At 38.1% G+C, this 15,658-nt stretch carries 17 protein-coding genes and 1 pseudogene; 6 read left to right on the forward strand and 12 right to left on the reverse strand.

Translation table 11 applies throughout. The features are described from left to right. Nucleotides 1-66 precede the first annotated feature (66 nt). On the forward strand, nucleotides 67-321 hold the full coding sequence (locus M5A78_RS03870) for a YhdB family protein (RefSeq protein ID WP_248733968.1): 255 nt from the start codon (nucleotides 67-69) through the stop codon (nucleotides 319-321). Between the two features lie 99 nt (nucleotides 322-420). Here the strand turns inward: M5A78_RS03870 and M5A78_RS03875 are convergent, their stop codons facing one another. The 3 genes from M5A78_RS03875 to M5A78_RS03885 form a co-directional block, all read right to left on the reverse strand. Then, nucleotides 421-1,143 (reverse strand): SDR family oxidoreductase, encoded by a 723-nt coding sequence (locus tag M5A78_RS03875; RefSeq protein ID WP_248733969.1) that lies wholly within the window; start codon nucleotides 1,141-1,143, stop codon nucleotides 421-423. A gap of 36 nt (nucleotides 1,144-1,179) precedes the next feature. After that, nucleotides 1,180-2,925 carry a phospho-sugar mutase gene (locus M5A78_RS03880; RefSeq protein WP_248733970.1) on the reverse strand — a complete coding sequence of 582 codons (1,746 nt, stop codon included), beginning with the start codon at nucleotides 2,923-2,925 and terminating at the stop codon, nucleotides 1,180-1,182. A gap of 197 nt (nucleotides 2,926-3,122) precedes the next feature. Continuing rightward, a complete protein-coding gene (locus M5A78_RS03885) occupies nucleotides 3,123-3,512 on the reverse strand; it encodes a YhcU family protein (protein WP_248733971.1) in 390 nt (129 codons plus the stop codon). 111 nt (nucleotides 3,513-3,623) lie between these two features. Here M5A78_RS03885 and M5A78_RS03890 point away from each other — a divergent pair, with 111 nt between their 5' ends. Further along, the gene (locus M5A78_RS03890) at nucleotides 3,624-4,547 is read left to right on the forward strand and encodes an RluA family pseudouridine synthase (RefSeq protein WP_248733972.1); all 924 of its coding nucleotides are present in this window, start codon (nucleotides 3,624-3,626) and stop codon (nucleotides 4,545-4,547) included. Between the two features lie 59 nt (nucleotides 4,548-4,606). On the opposite strand, the gene M5A78_RS03895 is transcribed toward M5A78_RS03890, so the two are convergent. Next, on the reverse strand, nucleotides 4,607-4,861 hold the full coding sequence (locus M5A78_RS03895) for a GlsB/YeaQ/YmgE family stress response membrane protein (RefSeq protein WP_248733973.1): 255 nt from the start codon (nucleotides 4,859-4,861) through the stop codon (nucleotides 4,607-4,609). A 397-nt stretch (nucleotides 4,862-5,258) separates the two neighbouring features. Between M5A78_RS03895 and M5A78_RS03900 the strand changes: the two genes are divergently transcribed. Both M5A78_RS03900 and M5A78_RS03905 read left to right on the forward strand, forming a co-directional pair. Then, nucleotides 5,259-5,876 carry a DUF47 domain-containing protein gene (locus M5A78_RS03900; protein WP_248733974.1) on the forward strand — a complete coding sequence of 206 codons (618 nt, stop codon included), beginning with the start codon at nucleotides 5,259-5,261 and terminating at the stop codon, nucleotides 5,874-5,876. A gap of 11 nt (nucleotides 5,877-5,887) precedes the next feature. Further along, the gene (locus M5A78_RS03905; protein WP_248733975.1) at nucleotides 5,888-6,889 is read left to right on the forward strand and encodes an inorganic phosphate transporter; all 1,002 of its coding nucleotides are present in this window, start codon (nucleotides 5,888-5,890) and stop codon (nucleotides 6,887-6,889) included. 401 nt (nucleotides 6,890-7,290) lie between these two features. Here M5A78_RS03905 and proC read toward each other — a convergent pair whose 3' ends face one another. From proC to M5A78_RS03935, 6 genes are all read right to left on the reverse strand, one after another. Continuing rightward, nucleotides 7,291-8,094: a pyrroline-5-carboxylate reductase gene (gene proC / locus M5A78_RS03910; protein ID WP_248733976.1), complete on the reverse strand. Its 804-nt coding sequence runs from the start codon at nucleotides 8,092-8,094 to the stop codon at nucleotides 7,291-7,293. 21 nt (nucleotides 8,095-8,115) lie between these two features. Then, nucleotides 8,116-8,628 carry a DUF3189 family protein gene (locus M5A78_RS03915; RefSeq protein ID WP_248733977.1) on the reverse strand — a complete coding sequence of 171 codons (513 nt, stop codon included), beginning with the start codon at nucleotides 8,626-8,628 and terminating at the stop codon, nucleotides 8,116-8,118. 132 nt (nucleotides 8,629-8,760) lie between these two features. Further along, nucleotides 8,761-9,159 (reverse strand): cytidine deaminase, encoded by a 399-nt coding sequence (locus tag M5A78_RS03920; RefSeq protein WP_248733978.1) that lies wholly within the window; start codon nucleotides 9,157-9,159, stop codon nucleotides 8,761-8,763. 25 nt (nucleotides 9,160-9,184) lie between these two features. Beyond that, nucleotides 9,185-9,355, reverse strand: coding sequence for a XapX domain-containing protein (locus M5A78_RS03925; RefSeq protein ID WP_248733979.1), 171 nt, complete (start codon nucleotides 9,353-9,355; stop codon nucleotides 9,185-9,187). A 24-nt stretch (nucleotides 9,356-9,379) separates the two neighbouring features. Next, complete coding sequence (deoC, locus tag M5A78_RS03930; RefSeq protein ID WP_248733980.1) at nucleotides 9,380-10,054, reverse strand: deoxyribose-phosphate aldolase; 675 nt, start codon at nucleotides 10,052-10,054, stop codon at nucleotides 9,380-9,382. A gap of 170 nt (nucleotides 10,055-10,224) precedes the next feature. Beyond that, nucleotides 10,225-11,175, reverse strand: coding sequence for a sugar-binding transcriptional regulator (locus tag M5A78_RS03935; protein ID WP_406603663.1), 951 nt, complete (start codon nucleotides 11,173-11,175; stop codon nucleotides 10,225-10,227). Between the two features lie 327 nt (nucleotides 11,176-11,502). Between M5A78_RS03935 and M5A78_RS03940 the strand changes: the two genes are divergently transcribed. Continuing rightward, nucleotides 11,503-13,677: an MMPL family transporter gene (locus M5A78_RS03940; protein WP_248733982.1), complete on the forward strand. Its 2,175-nt coding sequence runs from the start codon at nucleotides 11,503-11,505 to the stop codon at nucleotides 13,675-13,677. 29 nt (nucleotides 13,678-13,706) lie between these two features. Here the strand turns inward: M5A78_RS03940 and M5A78_RS03945 are convergent, their stop codons facing one another. Then, entirely contained in the window at nucleotides 13,707-14,048 is a 342-nt protein-coding gene (locus tag M5A78_RS03945; RefSeq protein WP_248733983.1) for a cupin domain-containing protein, read from the reverse strand. A gap of 462 nt (nucleotides 14,049-14,510) precedes the next feature. On the opposite strand from M5A78_RS03945, the pseudogene M5A78_RS03950 reads away from it, so the two are divergent. Further along, nucleotides 14,511-14,872: pseudogene (locus M5A78_RS03950) on the forward strand (transposase); the annotation flags it as partial. A 236-nt stretch (nucleotides 14,873-15,108) separates the two neighbouring features. On the opposite strand, the gene M5A78_RS03955 reads toward M5A78_RS03950, so the two are convergent. Then, entirely contained in the window at nucleotides 15,109-15,657 is a 549-nt protein-coding gene (locus M5A78_RS03955) for a 2-oxoacid:acceptor oxidoreductase family protein (RefSeq protein ID WP_248733984.1), read from the reverse strand. Nucleotide 15,658 lies beyond the last annotated feature (1 nt).

A 15,658-nucleotide genomic window follows, 5' to 3' on the forward strand; every position in this document is an offset into this window, starting at 1 on the left:
CTGTGAAAGTTATCTTCAAAATGTCATACAATAATCTCAACTCCTAATAAGGAGGAGAGAAAACAAATGAATAAGATAGATTATGACCGGGCGTTATATTACACCCAGCGTTCCGAATGGGATAATTTGCTGATTTTGATGGTACGGACAAAAGATCATTTTTTGTCGAAAAGAATTGAACAATTCCTGCATGCCTACAATTTTGAACGTGATTACACTGTGATTGAAACGAAACTCTATAACCTGCTTCGTTACATCGACCATGCTAACGAAACCGTCGAACCTGATGCAAATGGGTTACCGATGTATAGTCTTTCCTGAAAATACAAGTGGATACAGAATTCGTTGAGAAAAATTTTTACAACCGGGCCAAAGAATTCCACCAAAAAACGGCTTTCCTTGTTGGAAAGCCGTTTATATTTATGCTATTGGATATTGTTGAGCAAATGGATGTAAGACGATTTCATCAATCAACATATGGTTTGGTGCGGACGCCATATAGACAACTGCATTTGCGATATCCTCCACCTTAAGCCAGTCTTTTTTCTCTGGTAAGCCCTGTGTAGATTCTGCAAAATAAGTATCCACCATTCCGGGATTTATGGTGCCAACTCGAATTCCATAGTCGCGGACTTCTTGTGCTACTGAGCCAGAAAAACCTTGGACTGCATATTTAGTAGCTGTATAGGCTGCACCATTTGGAATCGTATAGCGGGCAACATCAGATGAAATCGTAATAATCGTTCCGGATTTCCGCTCTTTCATATGTGGAAGCACTGCCTTTGTAGCAAGGAAAACCCCTTGAACATTAACCTCAAATACCTTCTTCCACTCTTCAAGAGTAACTTCTTCGGTTAGTTTAAAAAAGCCAACACCTGCATTGTTGACAAGAAGATTGACCGAGCCATAGGTAGCAATTGTTTTCCTAACTACCTCCTCCATGTCCTCTTCTTTCGAAACATCCGCTTGAACTGGGAGAATATTGGTATAACCCATTTTCTTTAATTCATTTGCCGTTTCAGATATTTGTGAAGAACTGCCGACAATCGTTAATTTCATCCCTTGTTCTGCAAGTTTTGTGGCAATTTCCCTGCCGATGCCACGTGATGCACCAGTGACAATGGCGGTTTGGTCTTTAAGCATATAATTCTTCCTTTCACGATGAAATCCTATGATGAATTATTTATTTTCTTGAAGGAGTTTTATTTTTTGGTCCACAAGCTCCATAAACGCTTTTTCAATTGCTTGTAGTTTTGATTTACTTTCTTCAAGGCCATGACTATTGACCCCAAAGTAGAATTTAACTTTTGGTTCTGTACCAGATGGTCGTAGACATACCCATGTGCCGTCTTCGAAAGTATATTTTAAAACATTCGATTTTGGTAACTCCATTTTTTCCTCTATATTCTTCGTTACCCGCAGGCTCGTTAAATAATCTTCTTTAGAAGCAGTTTTGAAAGATCCTAGGCTAGTAAGAGGCTCCTGGCGGAATGAAGCTAAAATGCGTTGAATCATTTCCGCTCCTTGCTTACCTTTTAAGGTTAACGAACGAAGTCCTTCCTGATAATACCCATACTTTTCAAAAACTTGCATCATCCCTTCATAAAGGGTCATACCTTGTTTTTTATAATAGGCACATACCTCAGTCGCTAAAAGAGCAGCCTGCACGGCATCCTTATCACGGGCAAAGTCACCGATTAAATAACCGTAGGACTCTTCGTAACCAAATAAGAAGGTATGATCTCTATTTGCTTCATATTCCTTAATTTTTTCCGCTATAAATTTAAATCCAGTTAATACATCTACCGTTTCTAATTGGTAAGCAGAAGCTATTTTTCTGCCTAACTCAGAAGTAACAATTGTTTTTAACACAACTCCATTTGCAGGCAAGGTACCTTTTTTCGTTTTCTGTGAAAGAATATAATCCAATAATAACGCACCTGTTTGATTGCCTGTTAGGACCACATATTCTCCCTCATGATTAGGAACCGCAATGCCTAGGCGATCTGCATCCGGATCGGTGGCAATTAAAAGATCGGCGCCCACTTTTTTGCCATCGCGAATGGCTAGTTCAAAGGCAGCATGTTCTTCTGGGTTTGGACTTTTCACCGTCGAAAATTCAGGGTCTGGAAGTTCCTGTTCTTTTACGACCGTTACATTTTGATAGCCTAATTCGGCAAGGCCCGCACGTACAAGTTTATTCGCCGTTCCATGTAATGGAGTGAAAACAATATTAATATCTGTTTCTTCAGCAAGGCTCAGATTTTCAGAAATGGTCTTTAATTTTTCAATATATACTTGATCAATGTCTGAACCAATTGTTTTAATTAATCCTAATTCTCTTAACTTCTCCTCACTGTCTACCTCAATTAATAATTCATTCTCGATTTCATTTACCTTTGCAATTACTATATCCGCTGCTTTAGGTGGCATTTGCCCGCCATCCGAGCCATAAACTTTATAGCCGTTATATTCCGGTGGATTATGACTGGCTGTAATAACGATGCCAGAAAATGCATGTAAATATCTTAAAGCAAAGGATAATTCCGGTGTCGGCCTTAGTTCATCAAACACATACGTTTGAATCCCTTTTGTTGCAAGTGTTTTAGCAGCCTCCAACGCAAATTCCGGTGATTTATGTCGTGAATCATAGGCGATGACAACACCGCGTCGTTTTGCTTCTCCACCTTGTTCTTCTATGTATGCAGCCAGGCCGGCTGAAGCTTTACGGACAGTATAAATATTCATTCGATTTGTACCCACGCCTATTTCCCCGCGCATACCGCCCGTTCCAAATTCCAAGTTTTTATAAAAAGACTCTTCTAACTGCTTTGCATCCTTATTCAACTCTTTTAATTGATTTTTTAATTCCAAATCCAATCCATCAAATTCAATCCAGTTATTTGCAACAGCTTTCCAATCCAATAAGGGTCCCCTCCTATTTCTGTCTACTGTTTATTGTTTCTAAGTTCCGGTTTGTTACTCCTTTTAAAAACCACTAGAAATAAACTGACATTTTTTGCATTTAAGTGAAACAACTCACATTCTATCATACCTCAAAATGACTCTTATTAAGAGTAAAAATAGAAAAAAGCCTGTAAAAAACACAGGCTGTCGATCTTTCATATTATTAGTTCATTGTCTGCTTTTGAATAAATGCTGAGCATCGGATTATTTTTCATACATGACGCAACAAAAAAGTGTTCAAAATGAAAGGGAAAATATAACCCAAATCCCTTAAGTGTTGCCACATTTTTATTAAATACAGCTGCGTATTGTTCATCCAACGGAGAGGACTCGAGAATGGATATTAAGGTTTGAATACTCGTCATCACCTGAAAGGCATCTTTTAATGTGTTAATATCTTCAGAAATATGCAATACCTTTAACTCTTCAAGCTGACAAATCTCTTCATCATTGAAAAAGAGAGGAAAAATATTGGAATAAATGTATCTCACCAGTCCATTTATTTCTTCTTCTTGACTTGGTGTCGAGGCAAAAACTATTTTCACTTGTAACCCACCTTTGCCATCGCTATTTTCTATCGTAATATATAACATAAGGATAACATATCTAAGTGTGGATATACGGTGGTAATTAATAGAAACGTGGAAGGTGATTTTATGCTTAAAACAGTGCGAAAGGGCGAGTGGTTTCAAATCATTGTCCCTGAAGAATGGGAAGGAAAAACAATAGATGAGGTATTTCGTCATGTATGGGAGGCTCCGAAAAAATTAACTCATCTTTTCCGAATGGAGGATAAAGTTCTTGTGGATGGAAGTCGTGTTAATTGGCATTTACCACTTTCTTCTGGCTCAAAGCTGCAAATCCACTTATTCAATGAAGAGGAACTCCAAGTCATTCCAAATTTTTTTGATATTGACATCCTGTTTGAGGATGACCATGTTTTAGTCATCAATAAACCGCCATTTTTGAACACTCATCCAAATGACCCTATGACAGAGAAAAATACTCTTATAAATGCCGCTGCTTTTTATTTGCAATCCAAAGGAGAATTGAGAAATATTCGGCAAATCCATCGATTAGACCGGGATACCTCAGGGGCAATCCTGTTTGCAAAACATCCATTAGCAGGGACTATTTTAGACAAAATGCTCGAAAAACGGGAGATAAAAAGAACCTATATTGCAGCAGTACATGGTCTGCTAAAGCGGAAAAATGGGACTATCAATGCGCCAATTGGTCGTGATCGCCATCATGGAACGAAAAGAAGAGTTTCACCATCTGGTCAGCAAGCCGTCACCCAGTATCAAGTGATAAAAGAAGATAAAAACAAACAACTCTCGTTTGTAAAATGCTGGCTTGAGACGGGAAGAACCCACCAAATTAGAGTCCATTTGAGCCACCTGGGACACCCTTTGATTGGAGACACTTTATATGGAGGTCAACCAATTGTGAAAAGGCAGGCACTTCATGCAGCTAAACTTGAATTCAGCCACCCATTCACTCAAGAAAAAGTAGCATGTCATGCACCATTTACAGATCTATCAGCGATATTTTCAATGATTAATGTGTATAATATATAGAAAAAAGCCTCCCGTGACTGGAAGGCTTTTTAAAATCCATACTGCTATTCACTTTATTTTTAATCCGCTTTTCTAAAGGCACGCATTAGGAAACTTACCAGAAGAACCAGTACTGCCGCACCGATGATTGCCGGAAAAATCGCAAAGTTAGACACTTGAGGCCCCCAGTTTCCTAAAATGGCTGTTCCTAGCCAGGCTCCAACAAAACCAGCAATGATATTACCAATAATACCACCCGGAATATTTCTTCCGACAATAAGTCCTGCTAACCAGCCAATAATTCCACCGACAATTAATGACCAAATGAAGCTCATTTTAGAACACTCCTTTTTAGTATTCATTATTTCACATATTTTTTAACCCTATATCCGAAACCTCAGGCAGTTAAGGAAAGGTTTTTCTCGCTGCCTGTACCTTTAAAATACCCAAAAAAAATTTTTATACTCATAAAAGTATATAGACTGGTAAATGAACCGGGTTTTTAATTAATATTTCACTCGTCAATTGTCCTTAAAAATCAATCATCTTTACATAAATTAATGATTCTAAGCAAAAGTTAAAACTGTATTTCAAATCATAAAAAGTATTTAGAAAATTCTAATGTTAAGTTTTTGTAAATTTAGTATAAATATATTTCTTTTTTCGACATTTTTCAGATAAAATTATTGGGTTGGTGCACAACTTTTGTATGAAAAAATGGAGGTATATCACATGGCAATAAAAAAAGTAGACAAATTCTCGGCACTTCTCAGAAAAATTTCATCTAACCTTAAAGAAAGTGCTAATTTCTTTACAGAATACAAATTAAAAAATGTTAGTGATTTGAAAATTTTTTCAGAGAAAATGAAGGAGTATGAAACCACAGGTGATTCATACGTACACGAGGTAATCAAAGAATTGAATGATGCCTTCATTACTCCCATTGAACGTGAAGATATCCTCCACCTTGCCATGAGCATGGATGATGTGCTTGATGGTCTGGAAGCTAGTGCCGCTTTATTCGAAATGTATTCGATTACGCATGCAGATGATTTTATGAAAAAATTTGTTGATAACATTCAAGGTAGTATTCTTGAAATCGATAAGTCAGTTGAATTATTATCCAATAAAAAGTTACCTCAAATTAGAGAACATGCCATAAAAATCAAAGATTTCGAATCAAATTGCGATAATATTTTACGTCAATCTATTAAGCATTTATTTACAATTGAAAAAGATCCAATCCGCATTATTCAATACAAAGAAATTTACGAAAATCTTGAGGATATTGCAGATTATTGCCAGACTGTTGCTAATACCCTCGAAACCATTATTATGAAAAATGCCTAAGGAGCAAAATAATGAGCGGTTTATTAATACTAACGATACTAATTGTTGTAGGTGCTCTTGCATTTGATTTTATTAATGGTTTTCATGATACAGCCAATGCAATTGCCACCTCTGTTTCAACAAAAGCACTAAAACCTCGCCATGCAATTCTTTTGGCAGCGACTATGAATTTTATTGGAGCAATGACCTTTACCGGGGTAGCAAAAACAATATCAAAGGATATCGTCGATCCCTTTATGCTCGAACATGGCTCAATCGTCATTCTTGCTGCCTTACTATCAGCTATTGCTTGGAACCTTCTCACTTGGTATTACGGCATACCAAGCAGTTCCTCGCACGCACTGATTGGCTCCATTGCCGGGGCAGCCATTGCAGCTGAAGGTTTAAATGTTCTTAACTACAAAGGATTTACAAAAATAATTGAAGCACTTATTCTTTCACCAATTATCGCTTTCGTTGTCGGCTATATCATTTATAGCATTTTTAAAGTTGTTTTTAAAAACTTCAATTTAACGAAAACAAATCGAAATTTCCGCTACATCCAGATTGCTACAGCAGCACTGCAATCTTATTCTCACGGTACCAATGATGCCCAAAAATCTATGGGTATTATCACGATGGCATTAATCGCCAATCACTACCTCCCAGCAGGGTCTGATGTGCCATTTTGGGTTCAAGCTTCCTGTGCAATTGCTATGGGATTAGGTACCTCAATTGGCGGTTGGAAGATAATAAAAACGGTAGGTGGAAAAATCATGAAAATACGCCCAATTAACGGGGTTGCTGCTGATTTAACAGGTGCAGCCATCATTTTTGGTGCGACCTATATCCATCTGCCAGTTAGTACAACACATGTTATCTCATCAGGAATTTTAGGGGTTGGATCAGCCCACCGTCTTAAAGGTGTTAAATGGGATACGGCACAACGGATGCTGATTACATGGGTTATTACCCTTCCAATAACAGCTTTATTAGCTGCATTCATTTATTTCATTCTGAATCTTTTCATTTAATAATCGAAAAATTTATATTTAATTAAAAACCATCGGCTATTTTGCCGATGGTTTTTTAATGGTTAAGAAAGTATTAATATTTTTTCTTTACCAACCGTCTAGCGCAAGGCACCCTTGCGGTCTGCGAAAGGCTGCAGACAAATCACCGATTTCATCATCTCGTACAACATTGACTTTGATGACCGCATCATTTCCGTTTGCGATTTCATACATACTTTTCTCTACTATTGGTACTAGTTATTATCTAAAGTGTATTATTAATAGACAAAGGATACAACGCAAAATATGATAAAAAATATTGAATGATGGCAGAAAAAGGATTATTATGTCGAATTTTCGGATTTCTTGTATTATTGATAAAATAAAAAAGGATCCATTTTTTAGATCCCTTAATTTGTCCATTAATTTAAGTTTTTTGCCTTATTCGAACAGCTCTCCATTGCTGCCATTACAGAACCTCGAAAGTGCTCTTTCTCAAGTGTTGCAACCGCTTCAATGGTTGCACCACCTGGCGTACAAACATCATCTTTCAGTTCCCCCGGGTGTAACTCAGTCTCGAGAACCATTTTTGCAGCTCCGAGAACTGCCTGAGCAGCTAGCCTGTAAGCCTTATTCCTTGGTATTCCCTGCCGTACACCCCCATCAGCCATTGCTTCAATTAACATATACACATAGGCGGGGGAAGAACCGCTGATGGCTGGCACTGCATCCATCAGTTTTTCTTCGAGGCGTTCCGTTTGCCCAAAGGTGTTAAACAGATGTTCTACTTCTATCATTTCTTCTTCACTCAGATAGTCATTAGCACAAATAACACTCATTCCTTCTCCAACTAGGGAAGGGGTGTTTGGCATCGTCCGAACTGCTCTTATTTTTGAGCCAAAAGCCCGTTCAATATCCTTCAAGGTAATTCCAGCTGCAATCGTGACAATGATTGCCTTTTGTTTAATTTCGTTTTTAATTTCTTCAATGACGGATTCATGAAGATCGGGTTTCACTGCTAGAATAAGGATGTCGGCAGCCCTTGCCACGTCTTTATTTTGTAAAGAAGTGACAATACTATATTTGTGTTTTATTATTTCAAGCGTTTTTTCTGTCCGGGCACTTGCGATAATATTTTCTTTTGGTATTAGTTTTGATTTCACGATTCCTTCTATCATTGCTTGAGCCATTTTCCCTGCTCCGATAAAGCCAATTTTTTTATTCATATACCACAGCACCTTATCTTCTTACTTATACATTTTATTTTCTAATATGATGACATTTTCTGCGAAAGAAGTTCTCCCTACTTCTTTCGTGTTTTCAACTAAGCGATAAATATTATCACAGCATTGTTTAGCCCCTTTGACTAATAAAGGTACTCCGATAAAATCAATTTTTAATCCTCTGGAAAAAAAGCCCCCCATTGACATGGAAAAGGGAACAGCTGGCGATGTGTTAGAAAAGACTATTTTTTCATCAAATCTAAATTTTTCCTGCAGTAATAAACTCATTTCTTTTAATGCCGGGACCACATATTTATTTCTTTTCCGTCCAATAGTATATACTGAGTGGCCATCCTCATCAACCCCATGAAAAATAATTTTCCCAAAATCTTCTTTCGTTAATTTATTAAAATCTTTTACATTTAATATTTCTTCAGCCGTAAGTTCCCGTTCAGATTGAGGTAAGCGATTCAAATGATAAGCCGCTGCTAACGAAGTGGTATGTGTTCCACCATAATCATTATAAATATAAATCATGGTATCATCCCTTCTTAAATATTTATGTATATTATGTTCTTATTCACTTACTTCCATTCTAAAGACGATCCATGATTGTTAATGTAAAAAGAGAAGCTAATCATCGCGATTAGCTTCTCTTTTGTTCATAGTTTATTTGGTTAAATCTTTAGATGAAAACGCACCCGGAAGAAGATCCTTTACTTGGATTCTTTGAATGTCACCTTTTAAATTCGTAAGAACCACTTCCATTTCTGCATCACACAGCTCAGAAATCACCTGACGGCAAGCCCCGCATGGAGAAACTGGTCCATCAGTATCCGCAACCACAACAAGTGAATCAAATTGGGTTACACCCTCTGAGTAGGCTTTAAACAAAGCAGTACGCTCTGCACAGTTTGTCATACCATAAGAAGCATTTTCAATGTTACAGCCATGAAAAACCTGACCTTCTTTCGATACTAGAGCTGCACCAACTTTAAATTTTGAATATGGAACATATGCAAACTCTCTTGCTTTATTCGCTTCTTGAATAAGCACTTTTTCTTCCATCCTATTCACACTCCGCCAGAGAATATTAATGCTGAACCAACTTCAAAATCCAGTCAAGAACAACGCCACCCAAATACACACCGAAAACACCAACTACTGCTGAAAATACTGGAGGTGCAGGCAATGGCAGTTTTAAAAATTTAAACAGCATACCAACAATTAATCCTGCAAATAATGCCATTATTACTTCTTTCATCAAGTTAACCTCACATTTAAATTATTAATAATTACTATTAGAAAGCTCACCTTTAGCAATGGAAACACCAGAACTTGCACCGATACGTGTTGCTCCTGCTTCTACCAATGCCAACGCATCTTCACCACTACGGACACCACCAGATGCCTTCACACCAATTTCAGGTCCGACTGTTTGGCGCATTAAGCGAATATCTTCGACTGTTGCTCCACCAGTTGAAAAACCAGTAGAAGTCTTTACAAAATCTGTCCCCGCTTTTACAGAAAGCTCACATGCTCTTACTTTTTCTTCATTCGTTAATAGACATGTTTCAATGATAACCTTGACTAAAGCCTTTCCTTTTGCTGCATCCACAACGGCACGGATATCTCTTTCAACCAAATCATCCTCTTTATCCTTAAGGGCTGCAATGTTAATCACCATATCGATTTCATTTGCACCATTTTCAATCGCATTTTTTGTTTCAAATGCTTTCGTTTCTGGTGTAGTTGCTCCCAAAGGGAAGCCAATTACTGTACAAACCTTCACTTCAGGTGTATCAGCCAGCATTTCAGCTGCCGTCTTTACCCAAGTTGGATTAACACATACAGAGGCAAAGGAATACTCTTTTGCTTCCTCTACTATTTTAACGATTTCTGCTCGAGTCGCATCTGCTTTTAATAATGTATGATCAATCATTCTGACAACATTTTTTGTCATATTAATATCCTCCCCATTCTTATAAAAATATATATAAAAGAACCATAGTTATTTATCACAATGTAACTATAACAAAAATCCTGAACATTTGTAAATACATTTATGAACAAATGTAAAACATTTTGTGACTTCTAGATAAAAAAAGATTAAAATAGTAGCGATATGCTATTTTAATCTTTTTTATCAAGCAAAAATTGTGCGGTAAATTGGTCTGTAATCAACACATTTGCGTATTTACCTTTTAAGGCACCGTATATTCCTTCAATTTTATGTGGTCCGCCAGCAACCAAAATAGAGTATTCCTTCTTCCGAAGATCCCCAAGGTTAACGCCAAGCGTTCTTTCATCCAAGCTTTCGTTACATATTTCCCCTTTTCTATCAAAGAAACGTGAGCAAATATCGCCTACTGCCCTACCATAAAGGGAGTCCAAGTCGCTTTCCGTAAAATAGCCTAACTGAAATAATAGAGAGTCCTTTTTAATCGAACCAATCGTAAACAAAGCGATATTAGCCTGATCACCCAGCTCTAATATTTTTCGAATATGCCGGTCTGCCTCCATCGCCTGCTTAACGACAACGTGGTCAACGATCGCAGGTAACGGAAGATTATGGGGGGTTGTATTATAAGCCTTACCGAAAAGATATAATATTTCAGATGCGTATGTGTTCGTTTCCGCAAGGCTTACGCCGCCTTTTAATTGAACAACTTTCACGTCTTTTACATATTTCTGCTTCAGTTCGATAGCGATATGATATAGAGTCGTTCCCCATGTAACACCGATTATGTCATCATCCTTAACAATTTCATCAAGAAACATGGCTGCCTTTTCCCCAAGGTAATTTTTTATAATATGGTTTTCGTATTGAGGAATGGAGGCTACTACTGCTTTTTTTATTTTGAACTTTTTTTCTAACTGAACTGCCAAATTTTCTACGTTCTCAGTTGGGTCCATTATATTAATTTGGACGATGCCGTCACTTTTCGCCTGCTGTAATAATCGTGATACAGTGGGTCGTGAAACCCCTAGAAGCTTGGCAATTTCGTTTTGGTTATAATCCAATAAATAATATAATTTGGCTGCTTCGATAACCTTTGCTAATTTTTCTCGATCCACACGCATCACCTTAAATCTTAGATATTTTCTTTATTGTAACAAAAATTAGGAATGAATCCATAATTTCTTTACATTTGTAAAATGCCAATTGAACATATTATCTTTTTCTGTAGAAAAGAGGCCGAGCGACACAAAAATAAATTTTTAATTCAGTCCGAGTAAATCTGTCCGTTTCCAGATTCGATGAATTTCCACGTTGGTTTAGGGGGAAAATTTACATACCACATAAAGAATGGCATCACAGCTGGAATAGACACGAAAAAGTCATCTGTTATCCTTCATTTCTTCTGTATACTATAATAAGGAAATCCTATTCTGAAAGGGGGAGATGCTATGCAGAAATTAGGAGGATACATATATCGAAATCGCAAGTGGGTCCTGCTGTTTTGGGTTTTGGCCATTTTTTTGTTTGGTTTTTTTGCATTAAAATTACCTTCAGTTTTAAGCGGGAATGGCTTTGAATATAAAGGGGAATATAATGAAACAAGGAAAATACTTGAAAAAGAATTTGGACATTCCAAATCATCGATTATCCTTGTTTTCGAAAAAGAAAAAACCGTCAGTGACGAGAATTTTAACAGATTTATTCAGGATACCATGGAAAAATTAACGAAATTTGATGCAGCAGAAAGGATTATTTCACCTTTCGAACGGGATGGAATGTTCAAAGATCGTTATGCCTATGCGCTCCTAACTTTTAATAAAAAGGCCGAAAGCCTTGGTCCGGAAATCGCTGAATTAAAGGACTTACTAAAAAATAAAAAGGACCTAAAGGTCACTATGACAGGGGAACCTATTATTGTTCAAGACCTAAATGTAGCAAGCCAGGAAGATTTAGCAAAAGCAGAAATGATTGGTCTGCCGATTGCCCTAATGGTCCTCATCCTTGCGTTTGGAAGTCTTGTTGCCGCCTCGCTTCCATTAGTTATCGGTGTTATTTCCATCCTTATCACCATGGGAACTGTTTACTTTTTTAGTTATGGTACTGATTTAACCATCTTTATTTTAAATATTGTTCCAATGATTGGCCTTGCCTTAAGCATTGATTTTGCCTTGCTATTTATCAATCGATATAAAGAAGAATTACAAACTAAATCTATTCAAGAAGCCATTGAAATAACGATTGCCACAGCAGGCAGGTCGATTATCTTTTCCGGGCTTTGTGTGTTTATCGGGTTATCAGGTCTTTGGTTTATCCAAATTGATATTTTCCAAAATGTTGCCCTTGGCGGCATGACGGTCGTGCTTATTTCTGCATTATGCGCTTTAACCTTCCTTCCTGCCTTGCTAGCGTTATTAGGAAAAAAAGTCAATAAATTAAGTGTGCTGCGAATCTCTAACACGAAAATGAGCATTTGGCACAAGTTTGCTAAGTTTGTAATGCGACGCCCTGTTCTAATGGCTACTGCTGCATTAGCTATTTTGCTGGTGGGACTCATGCCGGTTAACCAAATGACTTTAGAGATACCAGGCACAGATTCACTTCCACCAAAATACCCTTCCAGGGTGGCTTTAGAAACTTTTAAAGAACATTTTATTACGAAAGATAAACGCGATGAGAAAAAGGTAACGGTTATTCTTGAAACCAAAGGAAAAATCTTAGGAAAAAACAATCTAATAAAAGTGACCAAGGTCATCAATCAATTGGAAAATGATCCGCTTGTTCATTCGGTTAACTCCCCTTTTTCGGCAACTGGGGTTAAGGATGAAGAACAGCTTTTTCAACTGCTTACCTACGGAGATAAAACAAAATTAGCTCCTGTAGTGGACTACTTTGTAAGAGATAATAAAATGCTTTTGGAAGTGTATTTAAAAACTGGGGAGCACTCTGCAAAGGCCAGACAATGGGTAAGCACATGGGCTAATAAAGAGTTAGGCATGAAAGCTTCATTTGGTGGACCGATTAAATTTGAACAGGAAATTTTTACAGAAATTATTAATAAGGCCCCCTATGGATTACTATTAATCATTATTTCAACTCTGATTATTCTTATGGCTGCCTTCCGCTCTGTGCTCATTCCTGTGAAGGCCATTTTGATGAACATATTAAGCTTGGGCTGTACGTTCGGAATTGTCGTTTGGGTTTTTCAGGAAGGGCATTTAGGAATGACACCTGTTAATATTGGTTTAATCTTACCTGTGTTTGTTTTTACGCTCGTTTTCGGACTTTCGATGGATTACGAGGTCTTTCTTATTTCCAGAATTCAAGAGTTTTATTTAAAAACAGGTGATAACAGCGCGGCAACGATAGCCGGCTTAACCTATACGAGCAAAATTATTACCTCTGCGGCTGCAATCATGATTGTTGTTACCGGTGCCTTTGCCTTTACGGGCGTAATGCCCATTAAACAATTGGGTGTCGGGATTGCTACAGCGATTTTTATAGATGCCACAATCGTTAGGATGGTTCTTGTTCCAGCCTTGATGAAGTTATTAGGAGACTGGAACTGGTGGTTCTTTGGATATAAAAATAAAAAACAGCCTAGTTCACGAAAACAGCCAGCTTGATTTCAGCTGGCTGTTTTCGCTTTTCTTGTTTATATATTTTTTGCATATTGTTCACTTGGAATTTTGCTTAACACCACATATAGGCTGACAGGTTCGCTCCCGCTATTTTTAAACGCCATTTCATCATCACGGTTCACATGAATTAAATCCGCTTCCGATGCTTCTGTATCAGTACCATTAATAATAATAGTGCCACTGCCAGACACGACATAAAGATAAACCTCTGTCCCCGGATGTTTGTGGGTGGGAAGTTCCTGTCCTGGTAAGAAGTTCAATACAAATGCTGTCGTTTCACCTTTTTTATAAATAATCCTTTTTGTGAATCTCTCTTCACTATATTCCAAAAAGGCTTTAATTGAATTCTTTTCCATAATATCTTCCTCCTTGTTTATCCTTCTCTTCAATAATAATTGATAATCATTTTCAATTAAGTGAGCCTCATCACTTTATCTATATATGTCGTAAATTAAATCAATGAAATTACATTTCCAAAGAAAAGCCAGCCGGTAAAACCGGCTCAGGCTGCTGAAAAACCTTCGACAGCCTTTATTTTTTTATGTCACTTTAACATTTCACCGCGTTAATTTGTTATAGTGTTATTAATGCAACATGTCTGTTGATTTGCGCTCCAGGCACTTCGCTTTCCGCGGGCGTGCCGGGGAGCCTCCTCGGCGCTTAATGCGCCTGTGGGGTCTCCCCTGCCCCGTACTCCCGCAGGAGTCTTCGCGCCTTCCGCTCCAATCAACAGGTGCAAATTCAATAATGTCCACACACAACCAAAAAAAAAAAATATGTGGTGAAATCTATGTTTAAACCTAGAGAATCTTCCCAGTGAAGGTTATAGAGAATACAAGTCTGATTCGAAGAAGTGTGAGAACTGACCACTACTATCCCAATGTACACGTTCAAAAAATATGGTAAAAGTTGTAACACGACATGTATGGGAGGAGCACAAGGAAAAGGTAAGGTTAAATCGCTTATCTAAATCGGGAAAATTGCTTTATAAATTTAGAAAGGAAAAATTGAGCGAAGCTTCGCAGACTCAAAAAGAGCTGCATTGGCTTCGCTACTGCCGGTTACGGGGATTAAAGAATGCAAGTGAACAGGCTCTCCTTACAGCACCTGCCAAAATATAAAAAAGATTGCGACACACTTAGCCAGGTTAGAAAAAGTGTGTGGCAATTCTTTAGGTTGATTTACCACCCTGTTGATTGGAGCGGAGGGCATTCGACTCCTGCGGGATAGAGAGGTCACGGGAGACCCCGCAGGCTCCAAAGGAGCCGAGGAGGCTCCCGGACCTCCCCGCGGAAAGCGAGTGCCCGGAGCGGAAATTAACAGGCCAGTTAGCAGGGCCAATCCATTATTAAAAAATTGTCGAGAAATATACCCTTTCTCGACAATCTGAGCCGGTAAAACCGGCTGACTTTTCTATTAGGATATTTCTACACCGACAAGCGATGCCCCTTTTTGCAATGCTTGTTTGTTCACCTCAATCAAATGATGCTTATTTGCTGAAAGAACTTTCTTTAACGATTCAACAATTGAATCAGCTGTAACAATTTTCGTTAGCTCAAGAAATGCACCCAATAAAATCATATTCGCAATTCGAGAATTCCCAAGATCATTGGCCATGTCAGTTGCCGCTATATCAATAATCTTAATATCCTTTCGCTCAGAAGCCCTTACTACTAAGGATGAGTTAACAATTAACATCCCTCCAGGACGGACACGCGGTTCGAACTTGTCAAAGGAGGGATTATTTAAAACAATGGCAGTTGATGGTCTTGTTACAAGTGGTGACCCGACTGGTGCATCACTCACCACAACAGCGCAATTCGCTGTTCCACCACGTTGTTCAGGTCCATAGGATGGCAGCCAGGAAACACCTTTCCCCTCAAGCATCCCTGCGTAGGCAATGAGTTGCCCCATCGACATGACTCCCTGTCCACCAAAACCAGCAATGATAATCTCTTCTAACATC

It is taken from the genome of Neobacillus rhizosphaerae, assembly GCF_937468385.1.
GTDB classification, from domain to species: Bacteria; Bacillota; Bacilli; order Bacillales; family Cytobacillaceae; genus Neobacillus; species Neobacillus rhizosphaerae.

Excerpts from the sequence above, each read along its gene's own strand:
- M5A78_RS03905 (WP_248733975.1), top strand. The coding sequence starts at position 5,888 with ATGAGCGGTTTATTAATACTAACGATACTAATTGTTGTAGGTGCTCTT.
- proC (WP_248733976.1), bottom strand. The coding sequence starts at position 8,094 with ATGAATAAAAAAATTGGCTTTATCGGAGCAGGGAAAATGGCTCAAGCA.
- M5A78_RS03895 (WP_248733973.1), bottom strand. The coding sequence starts at position 4,861 with ATGAGCTTCATTTGGTCATTAATTGTCGGTGGAATTATTGGCTGGTTA.
- M5A78_RS03875 (WP_248733969.1), bottom strand. The coding sequence starts at position 1,143 with ATGCTTAAAGACCAAACCGCCATTGTCACTGGTGCATCACGTGGCATC.
- M5A78_RS03955 (WP_248733984.1), bottom strand. The coding sequence starts at position 15,657 with ATGTTAGAAGAGATTATCATTGCTGGTTTTGGTGGACAGGGAGTCATG.
- M5A78_RS03915 (WP_248733977.1), bottom strand. The coding sequence starts at position 8,628 with ATGATTTATATTTATAATGATTATGGTGGAACACATACCACTTCGTTA.
- M5A78_RS03870 (WP_248733968.1), top strand. The coding sequence starts at position 67 with ATGAATAAGATAGATTATGACCGGGCGTTATATTACACCCAGCGTTCC.
- M5A78_RS03925 (WP_248733979.1), bottom strand. The coding sequence starts at position 9,355 with ATGAAAGAAGTAATAATGGCATTATTTGCAGGATTAATTGTTGGTATG.
- M5A78_RS03900 (WP_248733974.1), top strand. The coding sequence starts at position 5,259 with ATGGCAATAAAAAAAGTAGACAAATTCTCGGCACTTCTCAGAAAAATT.
- M5A78_RS03945 (WP_248733983.1), bottom strand. The coding sequence starts at position 14,048 with ATGGAAAAGAATTCAATTAAAGCCTTTTTGGAATATAGTGAAGAGAGA.
- M5A78_RS03920 (WP_248733978.1), bottom strand. The coding sequence starts at position 9,159 with ATGGAAGAAAAAGTGCTTATTCAAGAAGCGAATAAAGCAAGAGAGTTT.
- M5A78_RS03890 (WP_248733972.1), top strand. The coding sequence starts at position 3,624 with ATGCTTAAAACAGTGCGAAAGGGCGAGTGGTTTCAAATCATTGTCCCT.
- M5A78_RS03940 (WP_248733982.1), top strand. The coding sequence starts at position 11,503 with ATGCAGAAATTAGGAGGATACATATATCGAAATCGCAAGTGGGTCCTG.
- M5A78_RS03935 (WP_406603663.1), bottom strand. The coding sequence starts at position 11,175 with ATGCGTGTGGATCGAGAAAAATTAGCAAAGGTTATCGAAGCAGCCAAA.
- deoC (WP_248733980.1), bottom strand. The coding sequence starts at position 10,054 with ATGACAAAAAATGTTGTCAGAATGATTGATCATACATTATTAAAAGCA.